Below are 15,810 nucleotides of genomic sequence, written 5' to 3' on the forward strand. Positions count from 1 at the left end.
CTGAATAGTTGGTACGGATCACAAAAAAATGCAATTGGCATTGTTGAAAACCTTCCCCGAATGTTATAAAAAATTACACGGAAACCAACCGGAGATCCGAATTGATCGAAAACAGGGGGAGCGTTCATGTCATTTGTGAAATCATTATTTTTTCAAATTATTGTAGTGGTTATCATCGGAATTGGTGTAGGCATTCTGTGGCCTGATCTGGGCAGTCTGCTGCAACCGCTCGGAACAGGCTTTATCAAGTTGATCAAAATGATCATTGCACCATTGATCTTTATGGTGATCGTGACAGGCATTGCCAAAATCGGTGATCTGAAGTCGGTTGGCCGCATTGGACTCAAAGCGATTCTGTGGTTTGAGATTGCAACGACGGTTGCGCTTGTCCTTGGACTTGGCACTGCCAATCTGCTTCGTCCTGGTGCAAGCATGAACGTGGACCCTTCGACTCTGGATACCAGCGGCATCAAAGCCAAAACCAATGGTTCCGAGCTGCCGCATGTGGTGGACTTTATTATGAATATTATCCCGACAAGTGTTGTCGATGCTTTTGCACAAAACGCATTGCTGCAAGTACTGCTCGTTGCCTGTTTATTTGGGGTAGCTTTGGCGGCGACGGAGAGTAAGGCAAAAGAGAATGTGCTGACGCTGATTGAAAATGTACTGGGTATTCTGTTCCGCATAATCGGATACATCATGAAGCTGGCGCCAATCGGTGCATTCGGAGCTATGGCTTATACAGTAGGAGCCTATGGTGCTTCCACACTGTCATCCTTCGGGTTGCTGATTATTGCATGTTATGGAGCGGCGTTGTTATTCCTGGTGATGCTTGCCCTGGCTGCCTGGTGGATTACAGGACTGAACTTTCTGCAATTTGTAAAATATACCCGCTCCGAAGTCATGCTGGCGATTGGCACAGGTTCCTCGGAGGTCGTTATGCCCCGAATGATGGACAAGCTGACCAAAGCAGGCTGTGATCGTGCGGTCGTCGGGCTCGTAGTTCCAACAGGCTATTCGTTCAATCTGGACGGAGCCTCGATCTACCTATCGCTGGCAACCGTGTTTCTGGCTCAGGCGGTTGGTATTGATCTGACACTGGGACAGGAGATTACGATTTTACTGGTATTAATGCTTAGCTCCAAGGGCATGGCAGGTGTGCCTGGTTCAGCATTCCTTGCTTTATCTGCTACTGCGGCGGCCCTGAATGCTTTCCCGGTAGCTGCAGTTGCCTTACTGCTCGGTGCAGACCGCTTCATGGATACCATGCGAGTATTCACGAATTTGATGGGCAACTGTGTAGCGGCATTTGTGGTTGCAAAATGGGAAGGGTTGTTGGACCAAAAACGTATGCGGGCTGTGCTCTCAGGAGAGATCAGTGCCCAAGAGCTGGAAAGAGAAGATCAAGCTTCCTTATCCTCGGCGAATTTGAACAAAAGAGAACAGGGTAAAGGAATCATTTCGACAGAAATGCTGTAAAAAACAGGAAGTGATCGGGCTTTGCGTGATATTTAAACTTATCGAATTTTTAAATCTGAATCGTCTGTTTAACCCCATGAAATGGTGGGGAGACAGACGTCTTTTTTTTGTTTTGGATACAGATATCATGGAGTTCACGAACGTATGCAGCAAAATAATTGTTACAGAGGAATCAATAATGGGGAATGTGTAAAAGAGGCAAAAGATAGCATATTTAAGTTTCAACTTGTATATACATGTTTAGTTATGTAATATATAAATGAAGTTAGGCCAAGAGAACCATATAAGCAATACAATTTATTGGAGGCGTTAACATGAGTTCAACGAACACAACTTCATCATCGTGGTGGAAAACCTCCACGGTGTATCAGGTATATCCCAAGAGCTTCAACGATACAACCGGATCAGGTACCGGAGACATTCGGGGATTAACCGAAAAGCTGGATTATTTGCAGCATCTCGGAATTGATATCGTGTGGCTGCAGCCGGTATATGTATCTCCACAGCATGATAACGGGTATGATGTAGCGGACTATTATCGGATTAATCCTGATTTTGGTACGATGGAGGATTTTGACGAACTGCTTAAAGGTCTGAAGGCACGTGACATGAAGCTGATGATTGATATCGTGGTGAATCACTCTTCTACGGATCATGAGTGGTTCCAGCAATCACGCTCTTCCAAGGATAACCCTTATCGTGATTATTATATTTGGAAGGACCCTGCGCCGGACGGTGGTGTACCGAATAACTGGCAATCCAAGTTTGGCGGACCTGCGTGGCAGTATGATGAGCAGACAGGACAATATTTCCTGACGTTGTTTGACAAAACACAGGCTGACCTGAATTGGGAGAACGAGCAGGTACGCAAGGCAGTACGGGACATGATCAAGTTCTGGGCGGAGAAGGGTGTAGATGGTTTCCGCATGGACGTTATCAACCTGATCTCCAAGGACCAGCGTTTCCCTGATGATGATGGTAGCGTTTCCCCAGGCGACGGACGCAAGTTCTATACCGATGGCCCACGTGTGCATGAGTACATTACGGAGATGTATGAAGACGTGTTTGGACCACACAATATGGTAACGGTTGGGGAGATGTCCTCGACTACGCTGGAGCACTGTATTAAATATTCGAACCCTGCTTCCCGGGAATTCTCGATGACGTTCAACTTCCACCATCTGAAAGTGGATTATCCGAACGGACAGAAGTGGGAGCTTATGCCTTACGATTTCGAAGCGATGAAGCAGCTGTTCAGTGAGTGGCAGACAGGAATGCAGGCCGGTGGTGGATGGAACGCGTTGTTCCTGAACAACCATGATCAACCCCGTGCGTTGTCTCGTTTCGCTGATGATGGCGATTATCGTGCTGAGAGTGCCAAAATGCTTGCTACGACCATTCATGGCATGCAGGGAACACCATACGTATATCAGGGCGAAGAGATCGGGATGCCGAATCCGGTCTGGAACGACGTTAGCGAGTTCCGTGATATTGAATCGACAAATATGTATCGACTGCTTCAGGAAGAACGGGGCAAATCTGCTGAGGAAGCATTCCAGATTGTGAGAGAGCGTTCCCGTGACAATTCCCGGACACCAATGCAATGGGATGGAAGCGAAAATGCCGGATTTACTACGGGTACACCGTGGATCAAAGTGGATGAACGATATCCGTCGATTCATGTGGCACAGCAGATGGCTGACCCGAATTCGATCTACTATCACTATCGCAAGCTGATTGCTCTGCGCAAACAGGTTCGTGTGCTGACTGATGGTCTGTATGAACGTTTGGACGATGCACATCCGGATGTATTTGCATATGCGCGGACCATTGGAAGCGAGACGCTCATTGTAGTATCCAACTTCAGCAAGCGGGACGTAACTTTTGCTTTCTCGGATGCTGTCTGGAATGATCACATTGCGGGTAAATCAGCAGAGTTGCTGATTGGCAATACAGAAGCCTCGCCTGCACTGGAGCAAGAAATCTCTCTTAGCCCGTATTCATCCTATATGTGGCTTGTACCGCAACAGGACTAATTCACATTATATAAATGGGAAGTGACAATATGGCAATGGATAAAAAACAGGTTGAGGAGATCGTACGCGCGGTCGGCGGCAAAGAAAATATTGAAGCTGCAACACATTGTGTCACACGCCTCCGGTTCGCCCTATACGACGAAAGTAAAGTAGATACGGAAAGTCTGGAGCAGAACGATCTCGTCAAAGGCCAGTTCTCCTCTCAAGGACAATTCCAGGTGGTCATCGGACCTGGGCTTGTAGATAAAGTGTATGATGAAATGATTCAGATTACCGGAGGCGAACGCGCTTCCAAGGATGACGTGAAGGCTGTTGCGGGTAAAAAGCAAAACCCAATCCAGCGTGCGATCAAAACGTTATCGGACATCTTCATTCCGATCCTGCCAGCCATCATCACGGCCGGTCTCTTGCTCGGTATTAATAATATTTTGACAGGGCCGGGCATTTTCTTTGATGGAAAATCACTGGTGGATGTATATCCAGCATGGAAGGATCTCGCATCAATTATCAATACCATCGCGAGCACAGCCTTCACCTTCCTGCCAGCATTAATTGGTTGGTCCGCTGTAACAAGGTTCGGCGGCAGTCCGTTGCTCGGAATTGTGCTTGGTCTTATTCTGGTTCATCCGGATCTGCTGAGTGCTTATGGTTACGCCAATGCAGTGAACGAAGGCACTGTGCCTACGTGGAATCTGTTCGGCTGGCATATTGAGAAGATCGGTTATCAAGGGCAGGTTCTGCCGGTATTGGTATCAGCCTATCTGCTTGCCAAGCTGGAGATTTTCCTGAACAAAAGGGTGCATGATTCGATCAAACTGCTGGTCGTAGCTCCTGTCACCTTATTGATTACCGGGTTCCTGGCATTTACAATCATTGGTCCGGTTACATTTGCGATTGCGAATGGAATTACATCCGGCTTGATCTATATTTACGATTCATACGCGGCCCTGGGCGGTCTGATCTACGGTGGACTGTACGCATTGCTCGTTATCACAGGCATGCACCATACGTTCCTGGCGGTAGACGTACAACTGATTGGTAGCCAGGGCGGAACGTTCCTGTGGCCGATGCTGGCGCTGTCCAATATCGCGCAAGGTTCAGCCGCACTTGCCATGATGCTCGTGCTTCGTGAGAAGAAGATGAGAGGACTTGCGGCGACTTCATCCGTGTCAGCTTTCCTCGGGGTAACCGAGCCGGCGATCTTCGGGGTGAATATCCGTTATCGTTATCCGTTTATCTTCGGTATGGTCGGTTCTGCGATTGGCGGCGTACTGCTCACGATGAATAATGTTCAGGCCACTTCTATTGGTGTAGGTGGCGTACCTGGATTCCTGTCGATTTTCCCGAACAAATGGGGAGTATTCTTCATCGGTATGGCGATTGTACTGGTTGTTCCGTTTGTACTGACGGTTCTTTTCGGAAGAGCGAAGTTGAGAAAAGAAGACCGCAATGCAGATCAAGCTACTGTAGCAGGCAGTCAAACACCTACAGCTAAATCAGTTTCAAGCACAACTACAACTAATACAAATACAGAGCAACGTACACGCAGTGCTGCTCAGGTGGCGGATGAGCCAGTGAATACGCTGGAAATCATGGCACCCTTAACAGGTACAGCCGTTCCGCTTGAACAAGTACCTGATCCGGCGTTTGCAGAGAAACAAATGGGTGAAGGCGTCGCGATTGAACCTTCCGGCAATCAGGTGGTTGCTCCGTTTGATGCCCAGGTTGCCCATGTGATCAAAAGCAAACATGCTGTCATTCTTGAACACGCGAGTGGCTTGCAGATTCTGATTCATGTCGGGATCAACACCGTATCTCTCAAAGGCGAAGGGTTTAACATGCATGTTGAAGCTGGAGAGAAGGTAAGAGCTGGGCAAACGCTGCTTGAATTCGACCGTAAAGTGATTGAAGCTGCGGGATATCCGCTTATTACACCAATCATTATTCCGGACGGTCAGGATATGGTTGATCGGGTGGAGGTCACTACAGGTGATGTTACATCCAATCAGAACGGTGTGCTTAAGGTTCATTTGAAAGGCTAAGTTACGAACAATGGGGGAGCTGCGAATATCGCAGCTTCTTTTTTCATCTTGAGATTCAGAATAAAAGCTGAACGCATACCACTTGTGTGGTATGACTTTTTATGCAGTTCTTTTTTTTATTTGTATCGTGGTAAACTGTAACTAGAATGTATGTGCAAAATCTCATGTTCACAGCGATCGGAAAGCATGTTCAGGTGAAGAAGTTCATATGGTTCAAAGAGAGTGGCTAGTCAATGGACGGAGGAGGAGAGCCATGACTCGTGTTGCGGTAATGGTCATTCATGGTCTGGGTATGCAAAAGGAAGATTATGCGGATACACTGATTTCGCGTTTGCATAAGGAATTGGATCAGGTTATGGTGTTGCCGGGAGCAGCCAAGCAGGTTCTGGATATTGAGCCGGTATTTTGGGCTGATGTATTTGAGGAACGGGAAGAGGCGCTGTTTCAGCAGCTTGTCAGCTCTCAGAGATTGAACTATCAAGTGCTGCGTCGATTTGTTATCCATTATCTGGCTGATGCTGTCGCGTATCAACCCGTGGAAAATCAAGGTCATAACTATGATGCGGTACATCGTACGCTGAATCGGGCGATGCATGCACTTGCACAGCGGAATGGGCCAGATGCTCCCCTCTGTATTATTGCTCATAGTCTAGGGGCAGTGATTGCAAGCAATTTCTTCTATGATCTGCAATATCCGTCTAGTCGCACACCTTCCATCGTGGATGTGACTTCCGCATTGGAACGGGGAGATACCTTAACGAACTTTTATTCCTTTGGAACGACGTTGCCGTTATGGAGCTTACGATATCATGATTTTAGCCGGCCAATTCAGGTGCCTTCGCCGCTGGCGGAGCAGTATTTCCCTGGGCTGGAAGGCGAGTGGATTAACTTTTATGATCGGGATGATATTCTGGGTTACCCGCTGCGCCCTATTGATCCGGCATATGAGGCGGCGGTCAAAGAAGACATGGAAATCAACTCTGGCGGTATAATCGGGAGCTGGAATCCGTTGAGTCATGGCGGATATTTCTCGAATGGAACCATGAATCGTAGAATTGCACAGGGGTTGGCCCGGACGTGGACATGGGTGAATCGTGGATCAGGTTGAATGTCAGATATGGAGGGAGGACAATAATTATGGAATGCAGGACAGGCTGTGCCGCATGCTGTATCGCGATTTCGATCTCATCGCCGATACCCGGGATGGCTGACGGCAAGCCGGCAGGTGTGCGTTGTGTACAGCTGACGGAGGACAATCGCTGTGGGATCTTCGGTCAGAAAGAGCGCCCCGCTGTATGCAGCGGATTACAGGCTTCGGAAGAGATGTGTGGCAGCACAGATCAGGAGGCGTTTGAACGATTGAGCTGGCTCGAACAGGAAACTGCCCCGAGTTCAGCGTGACCGAGTTGTTTTGAGAGAAAAGGATAATTATACTTAATATGGAAAAGATTTGAGATAAGAGGGGTATTGGATAAATGGAACTTGCCAAAGGGTTTATAATGATCGTTATGAATATGATTGGAGAACTGTGGATGGGATTCTACAGGCGAAACTCAGACTTCTATGACAAGCAGACATCAGGGGCAAAAAGCAAACTTGGCTATTATGCATTTATTATTGTAGCGGCCGCTGTAACCGTGGGCATTGTAAGCTGGATGTATAGTCGGGTTTATTCATAACTTGAGCAGACATATAAAAGAGAGTATCCGCAGGCAAAAATCAGGCGGATACTCTCTTTTATGTTCACTTTCGCTTTACGTGACCGAAGAGCGGGTAATCGCTTCTTTTTTCCTCAACATACGCATGAGAATCATCTTTAGGACCGAAGAAACGATAAAGAATATAAATAAGATGCGATACAACTGATATCCAGACACAACCGAGAGGTTAGCATTGACTTCATGAGCCATGATGCTCATCTGATCCATTCCGCCAGGTGCCATGCTCAGCAACGATGTAGCGGCCGAGAGGGAGAATATCTTCATTAATATATAGCTCAAGCCAAGCGAACCTGCAATGAGGAGAACACTGCTCGTGATTGCGAGTGTTACGGTCTGCATCTTGCGTTGCAGCTGCTGAGGACGAAGCATCAGACCCACATGGCTGCCAATCATTAATTGCGAAATGTTAAGCAGGGACGACGGCAGATTGGGTGTGTGCATCGTTGTGCTTAATTGAATAACACACATCACGATCATGGGTCCAAGCATAAATGCGGTAGGGAACCGAAGCTTGCGTGCAATCCATGCACCTGCAATACAGAGCGGGGCATAGAGCAAGATTTCGGGAAAGAGCGCTGCCCATGTTGCTGTCTCAATAATAGGCTGATTCGTTCCCCCACCTGCCGTTCCCCCGATCCATGGACTGAACAGCAGGAACGGAACACAGAATACAATCATGATGAGCCGGGTTACCTGCAAAAAAGTAACGAGCGTCAGATTGATGGATTTCATCTCTTCCGCAAGGGAGATCATCTGGGACAGTCCGCCGGGAATGCTGCCAACCAGCAGGGAGGAAAAGTCAAAGTCTGTCAGTTTAGAAGCAACATAGGCGGTCAAGGTACATAATCCGATTAAGAGTAAGGTCATGAGCAGCATCATGGGAAGCTGGTGCAAAATGCCTTGAAGCGCTTCTCCCGTCAGTGTTAATCCGATGGAGTAACCGACGATTAGAATGCCATAGTCCCGAATGGAAGTGGGCCACAAGAGCGGCAGCTTGGCAATCTGTGAACCAACCAGCATAAAAATCATTGGTCCAAGAAGCCAAGGGATGGGGGTATGGATCGCTGTAAATATGAACCCACCAAGGACAGAGACACCCAAACTCAAAAAAAACCGAAAGACAACGTGGGAACCGAGCTTGTGCATCAGTTCCATCTGCATCGTCTTTCGGCTGCATGGGGTAGATTGAAGTACATGTAAGATCACTCCTGATGATAAGATACAATGATTGATCCTTGAACGGTGATTGGCTTATTACGAAGCAGAACAGGAGAGCAGGTCGATCCCGCTATCCTGCTGAATTGCTGTCATTTATCTGTTCGCCGTAATTACACGGGCAGAAGGCTTCGGTTCTTTGAACATCATATAGTACATTAGCGATGAAATCACGTATAAACTGCCTGTAATGCTGAACGTGATTGCATAACCCCAATATGTGCCATAAGTGGTCACAAGATAGGATTGAACAGGTCCCATGGTCGCCCATCCAATCATAAAGGCAGTCTGCATCAGAGAATTGGCGATTCCACGGCGTTTATCCGATACTCTGTCCACCAGAATGGCGGATTGAATCGGATTGGCCGCATTCATCAGTGCTTGTCTGAACAAGAAACTCACCGAAGCGATGAGCAGCAGATTCGTGAAGCCGGTTAACAGCAGGAAGGGCAGCGACATGACCTGGAAGATGACGACAGCCCGAACACTTCCCACCTTAGCCGCAAGTGTGGGTCCAATCAGCATCGATACAATGGTCATGATCTGACCCAATGAAATTAGCAGACTCATGGCACTTAAAGACACCGAAAAACGGTTGGTAAAATACAGATTGAGATAAGGCACAACCAGTCCGGAACCAAATCCGATCAATAATTGGGTGATGACAAATTGTCCAATCAAACGGGAATCTTTCTTTTGGCTAAGGGTATCGTTCTTGCTGTCTTGTTCTGCAGAATGAACGACACCCTGTTTACCATCACTTGCAGATGTTGCAGATTCAGTGACAGGTTGTACCGGAGTATCCGCTTGCGGTGCCTTCTTATCCTCGGATACAAATAACATCGGGATAAACGCAACCAGCGTGGCTGCCCCACCCACAAACAATACCGTTTGCAGACCCGTGACTTTGGCAAGTCCTGCCGTATGAAGCAGGTCTGCAAACACGCCGCCACCCAAGCTGCCAAGGACCTGAGAAGCAAGCACGAGGGAGGAATAATAGCTGAACATCTTCAGTCGTTGACTCTTCTTCACATTCTCAGCGAGGAAAGGAATGGCCAGTACCTGAAATACGCCAGCAAAAAGTCCCGAAAATACAGCAAACCAGATCAGTCCGCTGGCAGAATAATCGAAGGAGCGGCCAATCAGGAAGATTCCGCTGAACAAAGCGCCGGTAATCAGGAGCCGTTTGCGGCTGAAAAAATCGCCGCAGAGTCCAATGGGAACAAACATAATCGCTGTTGCAAGTGATTGAATACTTACAATCTGGCCGTTCATTGTATCATTATAGCCGAGACCCTGAATGTACAGATTGTACAAGACAGAGAACATGCCATTTCCGATCTGATACAAGATACTTGCCAGAAAAAACAATTGAATATTGCGGGACCAGCCCCGAATTTCAGCATGAATCTGTTGTAAAAGTCTCAAGTGGTTTCCCCCAGTCTGCCTGTGCAGTAATTTCAGTTTAACAGGAATAGGGGATTTGCGGAAGAATTGACCATTGTTTATTTTGTCATAGGAGACTCCAGCACACGGGCAATTACGAATCCATCATAACCTTTACTGCCTACAGTCTGAAGTGCTGTCGCTTCAAGACGCGGGTTATCCGCAATTAATTTCAGGAAAGATTGAACGCCCAAAACTCTGCGGTCCGTACTGTCTGCATTGATAACTTCACCGTCCCTGACGATGTTGTCACCAATGATCAGACTTCCCGGGCGAGCCAGACGCAGTGCCCATCTCAGATAATCAGGATTACTTGGTTTGTCAGCATCAATGAAGATAAAATCAAAGGGCTCCCTGTATTCTTCCTGAACGTCGGGAAGAGTAGTCAGAGCCGGACCTACTCGAAGATCAACCTTGTGCATAAGTCCTGCACGCGTAAGATTGGTTCGTGCCATATCTGCATGGTGTGGCTCAGCCTCCAGTGTAACGATGCTTCCGTGTTCGGGAAGGGCCCTTGCCATCCAGATCGTACTGTATCCGCCAAGTGTCCCGATTTCGAGCACACGTGCTGCGCCTTGTATTTGAAGCAGGAGCTGAAGGAGTTTCCCTTGATTGGGCGTTACATCATGGGCGGGCAAGCCGGCTTCTGTATTTGTACTTAGAGCCTGCTCCAGAAGGGAATCTGAGGGAATTAATAAGGCGTTCAAATAGTCGTCGACTTGACCCCAGGTTTGCTGTTGAGCAGAAACATTCAGATTGTTCATCGTCATCTGTTCCTTTCCGATTGCATGTATTGGATTTCATACTTCAACTATAAAGTGAACAGATATATAAATAAAATATATATTATGTATGTTAATATAACTTTAGATTATATATTTCAAGTGAAGGAGGTGTAAGGCTTGAATTTGCACGGATTACGATTGTTTCATGCCATCGTGAGATTTGGCGGAGTTACGCGTGCGGCGGAAGAACTCAACATTAGCCAGCCAGCGGTATCCTCCCAGGTGAAGAAATTTGAGCGGGAACTGGGCATTCAATTATTCGCTTCGGAGGGGAGAAGACTGGTCCTTACCGATGCAGGAACACAATTAACAGGCTATGCGGAACGTCTGTTCATGCTGGAACAGGATGTCGAGAACTTTGTAGAGGATTTTCGGGCGGGCAAAAAAGGGCTGATTCGTCTTACCGCAACCTATTTGCCATCGAATTTTCTGCTGCCGGGCTGGATTGCCCGTTTTAAGCAGATGCACGAGGATGTGGAGCTGGTAGTGAGCACAACCAATACCCGGATGGCTTTTGACCAACTGCTGCGTTATGAGGCCGAGATTGCGGTGTATGGTGGAAGTGGCATTACACATTCAGGTATCCATTGGGACGAATTGTTTGAAGATGAAATGTGGTTTGTCGTCCATCCTGATCATCCTTACGCGGGGAAAGAAATTGAGCTTCAGGAGATGGTAGCGGAGCCCTTCATCATGCGCGAAGAGGGCAGTGCTACACGGGAGCGTCTGGTTTCTCTTTGCACAACAAACAACCTGGCTGCTCCCCGCATTGCGCTTCAGTTTAATGGATTGAACGAAACGATCAGTGCGGTAAAAGCAGGGTATGGAGCCAACTTTATTTCTTCTCTTGTTGTAAAGGAAGATGTCCAAGAAGGCAAGCTGGCACGTGTATTCGTTCGAGGTGTGCAGTTGAAAAACACGGTAGCCGTATGTACACGAGCTGGGGAAGTGTTATCTCCTGCCGCACAGCATCTGGTTGAACTTATCAGACAGGAAGCATCATTAATGTAATAAAATAGTAGAATAATCTTATAAGAGCTAGCTTTGCATGTCATCCGTCGCTGTTTTGGCTGTTCTCCTGGAGTATAAACGGGCGTATAGGGTGACACCACCAACGATGAGAACAGGGATCCAGACTGCCGTCATAGGTACGTGGTGGAATAGAATCGCAGCTAGAATAACGCCGCCCAAATAGATCACCACGGCGCCTGCGCGAAGGTACGCATCTGCTGACAGTGCTCTGACCAGTGAGCGAATATTGGCATGTCTCAGCCGCTGAAGAATGCTTACTGCATCCTCAACCACGGCGGCCAGATTATTAGTGAGCACGGTCGTTGAGATACCGGCAATCCCAATGCGGCGCGCAGCAGTCGTTTGCATCCCCATAGCCGCGGCGAGGATGGCAATGAGCATATAGGACAATTGTTCCGAATAAGGACTGATCATCGCGATGGCAAAGAGCAGAAGCAATATACTTTCTACAGTGAACACCGTTGTAACCCGGGAAGACCAGCCATTTTTCGTCTGCACACGTCCGATCATATGTGCCGCTATGGCATTTCCGGCAATAAAACCAATGAGGGCAAGCAGTGCGCGCAGCACAACAAATTCCTGAGCACGGGCAATCGCAATCCCCAGCAGCACAATATTGCCCGTCATATTGGCTGTAAGCACATGCCCCAGTCCCAAGTATCCGATCACATCGACCATTCCGGCAGACAGGCATAGCAGCAGCATCGCGTACTTTTGGAGGGTATTTTGATTCATAATTATCCGTCCTTTCCAAAAAACGTAACCCCTCCAGTATACATCCACAACGCATGATCCTTCAAAATGAAGTTCATGATGCAATTCAAACTTCTCATATCAGCAAACATGTTTAAATCGTCTCTAGCTTAAAGCTAAGGTGCGGCAAGCCAGTCAAACATATTGTTCACCGCCGCCTCATGCACCTTCTCCTGAAAACGATGATCCTGTCCCCCATAAGCGTGAAACGTAACGCTCACGCCTCTGCGTTTCAGCCAATGATACATCCGGGTTCCATGACTGTAATTCACCTGTGTATCCGACGTGCCATGCATAATCAGCACAGGACAGTGAAGTTTGTGTGCCTTCGACAAGGGAGAACGGGCGAGGTAAGCTTCCGGAACGGAACGTGGCGAACCGCCAAGCACTCTTTTCAATGTACGTCTCAAGTCGGTTCGTTCATGATAGGTGCGTTCCACATCGGCGACACCGCTCCAAAGCACCAGTTTATGTATCTGCCCAGGCCCTTCATTGTAGGTCGTTGCAGTATGTACGGCATTAATGGCTCCACGAGAAAATCCCATCATTGAAATTCGTTCTGTATTGGCAAAGGGCCACTCCTGAACGAGCCGGTAAGCGGCATGCACGTCTTCGGTATCTCGACCGCCATACTCGTCATGCCCTTCGCCACCCTCGTTGCCACGATAGGATGGAGCAAAGACGATATAACCTTTATGTACAAATTGCTCCAGCCAAGCAGTATTTACCCCACCATAGTTGCCCAGCCCGCCGCGGCAATAGATCAGAACCGGCCAACGTGCACCATTCCCGTCCAAAGTGTGTTGTTTTGCAGGAGGATAGCGGCTTGTGAGCTGTTGTACTTGCATGGATTGTTGTGATAAGGCGAAGCCTGAAAGGGCAGAGCTGGTATATGCTTTTTCATATGCTGAAAAGGCGGGGAGGGGGCAACCGTCCGGCAGGCCTAAATAGCCTTTTACCCGGAGCGCATCGGACGAATATGTCACATGATAGAGCAGGGAGATCAACCTCTTTCATCTGAAATGGGATGCCAATGGAAAATGTTCCTTCTTTAGGATGCGCCTAAACGAGGTTCCCATACCTTCCAGTCAGCAACGAGGGTTCGTTGCGAGAAATTCGTTTATTGGCTCCATATGATTTATAATGGTTCAGGAGACATGTGGATTGACCGATGTCCTCTTATTCATAAAACTAACTTTAGTGTGCACGAAGAAAGGAAGAAAACCATGATGAACGCTCCACATCCGATTGATCAATTCAAGAAATTCAAATACGAAATTACGAGATTTATGATGATCTATAAATTTGCTTTGGATCAAATGGAGACCAAAATTGAGGTGCTGAAGGAAGAATTCCAGTCCCTGCATGATTACAGCCCGATAGAACATACGAAATCCAGATTGAAGTCACCTGAGAGCATTATGAACAAGATGTTCCGCAAAAATCATGAGTTAACCTTTGAAAGTATCAAGAATAATATTAAGGATATCGCTGGCGTACGCATTACCTGTTCCTTTATTTCAGACATTTATCGCATTAAGGATATGTTGTGCAACCAAAGTGATCTGCGTGTGCTGGAGGTAAAAGATTATATCCAGAATCCGAAGCCAAACGGCTACCAAAGCCTTCATCTTCTGGTGGAGGTGCCTGTTTACATGTCTAATGGAGAAGAACGGGCGTGTGTGGAAATTCAGATTCGGACGATTGCGATGGATTTCTGGGCGAGCCTGGAGCATAAAATCTTTTATAAATACAATAAGGATGTTCCCGAGCGTTTGACCAAAGAACTGAAAAGTGCAGCGGACTCTGCGAACGCACTGGACCAGCAAATGGAGAGGCTGCACCGGGAGATTCAGGAAATCAAGGATGCCGAGAACGATCGGGATGAAGAAGAGCTGCGTCGTATTATCATTAACAATCAACAGTTCACACTGCCTTCCAACCTGCTCAAGCTGCTGGGAGACGGAGAACACTAAGGAAAAGAGAACTACCGCAGGGAAAGGAATATGTTATTCATATGAAAAGTACACCAGCCTCATTAAGCACCCATTCTACATCCAGGGTACGTATGGCACTGATTCTGGGGACACTGTCGGCCTTTGGCCCGCTGTCCCTGGATATGTATTTGCCGGCACTGCCCACACTGGCCGATGAATTTCAGTCCTCCACTTCTTATGCCCAGCTCAGTCTTACGGCATGTATGGTCGGGCTGGCGGCAGGACAGCTGTTGGCTGGGCCTCTAAGTGATGTGCGTGGTCGTCGTATGCCGCTTATTGCGGGTCTTATTCTCTATACAATCGCTTCCATACTCTGCCTGGTCAGCCCGACCATGGGTTCTTTTGTTGTGCTTCGGTTCATTCAGGGGGCAGCGGGAGCGGCGGGAATTGTCATCTCGCGTGCGGTGGTAAGGGACGTGTATTCCGGACCGGAGCTGACACGTTTCTTCTCGCTCTTAATGCTGATTAATGGTGTCGCACCGATAGCTGCACCGATTATCGGTGGACAATTGCTCGCGTATACATCGTGGCGCGGCGTATTTATTTTGCTGAGTATCATCGGTATTTTGACTTTAATTGCTGTGGTGGTTGGTCTTGGAGAGACCCTTCCTCCAGAACGCAGATCCAGCGGAGGGCTGAAGCAGACCCTGGTTACATTCCGCAAAATTGCGGGAGATCGCCAGTTCATGGGATATGCTTTAACCCAAGGGTTCGTAGCTGCTGGCATGTTTGCCTACATATCCGGTTCGCCATTCGTACTTCAGAAAATATATGGCATCTCCCCGCAGATGTTCAGTGTCTGCTTCGCCATTAACGGTCTGGGCATTATATTGGCAAGTCAGATCGCCGGAAGACTTGCAGGTAAAGTATCCGAAACCCGTCTGTTGATCGCAGGGCTGCTCACTGCTGCGCTGGGAGGAACATCTTTGCTCATTGCCATTCTGTCTGGAGGCAATCTGATTGCAGTCCTGATTCCTTTATTCCTCGTGGTATCCAGTGTGGGGTTGGTTAATACAGCTTCCTTCGCCCTGGCGATGGCTAATCAGGAGAAATCGGCAGGCAGTGCCTCTGCTCTTATTGGGGTAATGACGTTTCTCTTCGGCGGCATTGTCGCTCCGCTCGTAGGTCTGGGAGGAGAAGGCACAGCTGTGCCGATGGGCATTGTTATCGCTTGTGCGGATCTTGGCGCGTTGCTAATTTACGTTGTAATGGTAGGCAAGAGCGGCAGACGTCAGGATAAACAGCGACTGGTGTAAAAAGTATTGCGTTGTTGCTTTGGCAAAAAAGCGCTCCAAGTGGAAGGT

The 15,810-nt window shown here is 47.9% G+C and carries 14 protein-coding genes; 9 read left to right on the plus strand and 5 right to left on the minus strand.

The features are described from left to right. Positions 1 to 126: 126 nt before the first annotated feature. The 6 genes from dctA (at position 127) to P364_RS0120030 (ending at position 7,236) form a co-directional block, all read left to right on the plus strand. Complete coding sequence (dctA, locus tag P364_RS0120000) at positions 127 to 1,479, plus strand: C4-dicarboxylate transporter DctA (protein WP_024631854.1); 1,353 nt, start codon at positions 127 to 129, stop codon at positions 1,477 to 1,479. A 314-nt stretch (positions 1,480 to 1,793) separates the two neighbouring features. Beyond that, on the plus strand, positions 1,794 to 3,515 hold the full coding sequence (gene treC / locus P364_RS0120010) for an alpha,alpha-phosphotrehalase (RefSeq protein WP_024631855.1): 1,722 nt from the start codon (positions 1,794 to 1,796) through the stop codon (positions 3,513 to 3,515). A gap of 29 nt (positions 3,516 to 3,544) precedes the next feature. After that, positions 3,545 to 5,557, plus strand: coding sequence for a PTS system trehalose-specific EIIBC component (treP, locus tag P364_RS0120015; RefSeq protein WP_024631856.1), 2,013 nt, complete (start codon positions 3,545 to 3,547; stop codon positions 5,555 to 5,557). A 253-nt stretch (positions 5,558 to 5,810) separates the two neighbouring features. Beyond that, positions 5,811 to 6,665, plus strand: a complete 855-nt coding sequence (locus P364_RS0120020) for a hypothetical protein (protein ID WP_024631857.1) — start codon at positions 5,811 to 5,813, stop codon at positions 6,663 to 6,665. A 29-nt stretch (positions 6,666 to 6,694) separates the two neighbouring features. Beyond that, entirely contained in the window at positions 6,695 to 6,958 is a 264-nt protein-coding gene (locus P364_RS0120025) for a YkgJ family cysteine cluster protein (protein ID WP_024631858.1), read from the plus strand. 74 nt (positions 6,959 to 7,032) lie between these two features. Further along, positions 7,033 to 7,236, plus strand: a complete 204-nt coding sequence (locus P364_RS0120030) for a hypothetical protein (RefSeq protein ID WP_024631859.1) — start codon at positions 7,033 to 7,035, stop codon at positions 7,234 to 7,236. 75 nt (positions 7,237 to 7,311) lie between these two features. Here the strand turns inward: P364_RS0120030 and P364_RS0120035 are convergent, their stop codons facing one another. From P364_RS0120035 to P364_RS0120045, 3 genes are all read right to left on the minus strand, one after another. Next, entirely contained in the window at positions 7,312 to 8,439 is a 1,128-nt protein-coding gene (locus P364_RS0120035; RefSeq protein WP_236642183.1) for an AbrB family transcriptional regulator, read from the minus strand. A gap of 150 nt (positions 8,440 to 8,589) precedes the next feature. Next, entirely contained in the window at positions 8,590 to 9,921 is a 1,332-nt protein-coding gene (locus P364_RS0120040) for an MFS transporter (protein WP_024631861.1), read from the minus strand. Between the two features lie 77 nt (positions 9,922 to 9,998). Beyond that, positions 9,999 to 10,703, minus strand: coding sequence for a class I SAM-dependent methyltransferase (locus P364_RS0120045; RefSeq protein WP_029881137.1), 705 nt, complete (start codon positions 10,701 to 10,703; stop codon positions 9,999 to 10,001). A 138-nt stretch (positions 10,704 to 10,841) separates the two neighbouring features. Between P364_RS0120045 and P364_RS0120050 the strand changes: the two genes are divergently transcribed. Beyond that, positions 10,842 to 11,735 (plus strand): LysR family transcriptional regulator, encoded by an 894-nt coding sequence (locus P364_RS0120050; RefSeq protein WP_024631863.1) that lies wholly within the window; start codon positions 10,842 to 10,844, stop codon positions 11,733 to 11,735. Positions 11,736 to 11,762: 27 nt separating this feature from the next. Here P364_RS0120050 and P364_RS0120055 read toward each other — a convergent pair whose 3' ends face one another. Continuing rightward, complete coding sequence (locus P364_RS0120055) at positions 11,763 to 12,491, minus strand: YoaK family protein (RefSeq protein WP_024631864.1); 729 nt, start codon at positions 12,489 to 12,491, stop codon at positions 11,763 to 11,765. Positions 12,492 to 12,625: 134 nt separating this feature from the next. Continuing rightward, positions 12,626 to 13,357: an alpha/beta hydrolase family protein gene (locus P364_RS0120065; protein ID WP_236642184.1), complete on the minus strand. Its 732-nt coding sequence runs from the start codon at positions 13,355 to 13,357 to the stop codon at positions 12,626 to 12,628. A 381-nt stretch (positions 13,358 to 13,738) separates the two neighbouring features. Here P364_RS0120065 and P364_RS0120070 point away from each other — a divergent pair, with 381 nt between their 5' ends. Next, positions 13,739 to 14,485, plus strand: a complete 747-nt coding sequence (locus P364_RS0120070) for a GTP pyrophosphokinase (RefSeq protein ID WP_024631866.1) — start codon at positions 13,739 to 13,741, stop codon at positions 14,483 to 14,485. A gap of 41 nt (positions 14,486 to 14,526) precedes the next feature. Then, a complete protein-coding gene (locus P364_RS0120075; RefSeq protein ID WP_024631867.1) occupies positions 14,527 to 15,762 on the plus strand; it encodes a multidrug effflux MFS transporter in 1,236 nt (411 codons plus the stop codon). The last annotated feature ends 48 nt before the right edge of the window (positions 15,763 to 15,810 follow it).

The organism is Paenibacillus sp. MAEPY2 (assembly GCF_000499205.1).
GTDB lineage: Bacteria > Bacillota > Bacilli > Paenibacillales > Paenibacillaceae > Paenibacillus > Paenibacillus vandeheii.

Excerpts from the sequence above, each read along its gene's own strand:
- dctA (WP_024631854.1), top strand. The coding sequence starts at position 127 with ATGTCATTTGTGAAATCATTATTTTTTCAAATTATTGTAGTGGTTATC.
- treC (WP_024631855.1), top strand. The coding sequence starts at position 1,794 with ATGAGTTCAACGAACACAACTTCATCATCGTGGTGGAAAACCTCCACG.
- treP (WP_024631856.1), top strand. The coding sequence starts at position 3,545 with ATGGCAATGGATAAAAAACAGGTTGAGGAGATCGTACGCGCGGTCGGC.
- P364_RS0120020 (WP_024631857.1), top strand. The coding sequence starts at position 5,811 with ATGACTCGTGTTGCGGTAATGGTCATTCATGGTCTGGGTATGCAAAAG.
- P364_RS0120025 (WP_024631858.1), top strand. The coding sequence starts at position 6,695 with ATGGAATGCAGGACAGGCTGTGCCGCATGCTGTATCGCGATTTCGATC.
- P364_RS0120030 (WP_024631859.1), top strand. The coding sequence starts at position 7,033 with ATGGAACTTGCCAAAGGGTTTATAATGATCGTTATGAATATGATTGGA.
- P364_RS0120035 (WP_236642183.1), bottom strand. The coding sequence starts at position 8,439 with ATGCAGATGGAACTGATGCACAAGCTCGGTTCCCACGTTGTCTTTCGG.
- P364_RS0120045 (WP_029881137.1), bottom strand. The coding sequence starts at position 10,703 with ATGAACAATCTGAATGTTTCTGCTCAACAGCAAACCTGGGGTCAAGTC.
- P364_RS0120055 (WP_024631864.1), bottom strand. The coding sequence starts at position 12,491 with ATGAATCAAAATACCCTCCAAAAGTACGCGATGCTGCTGCTATGCCTG.
- P364_RS0120065 (WP_236642184.1), bottom strand. The coding sequence starts at position 13,357 with ATGCAAGTACAACAGCTCACAAGCCGCTATCCTCCTGCAAAACAACAC.
- P364_RS0120070 (WP_024631866.1), top strand. The coding sequence starts at position 13,739 with ATGAACGCTCCACATCCGATTGATCAATTCAAGAAATTCAAATACGAA.
- P364_RS0120075 (WP_024631867.1), top strand. The coding sequence starts at position 14,527 with ATGAAAAGTACACCAGCCTCATTAAGCACCCATTCTACATCCAGGGTA.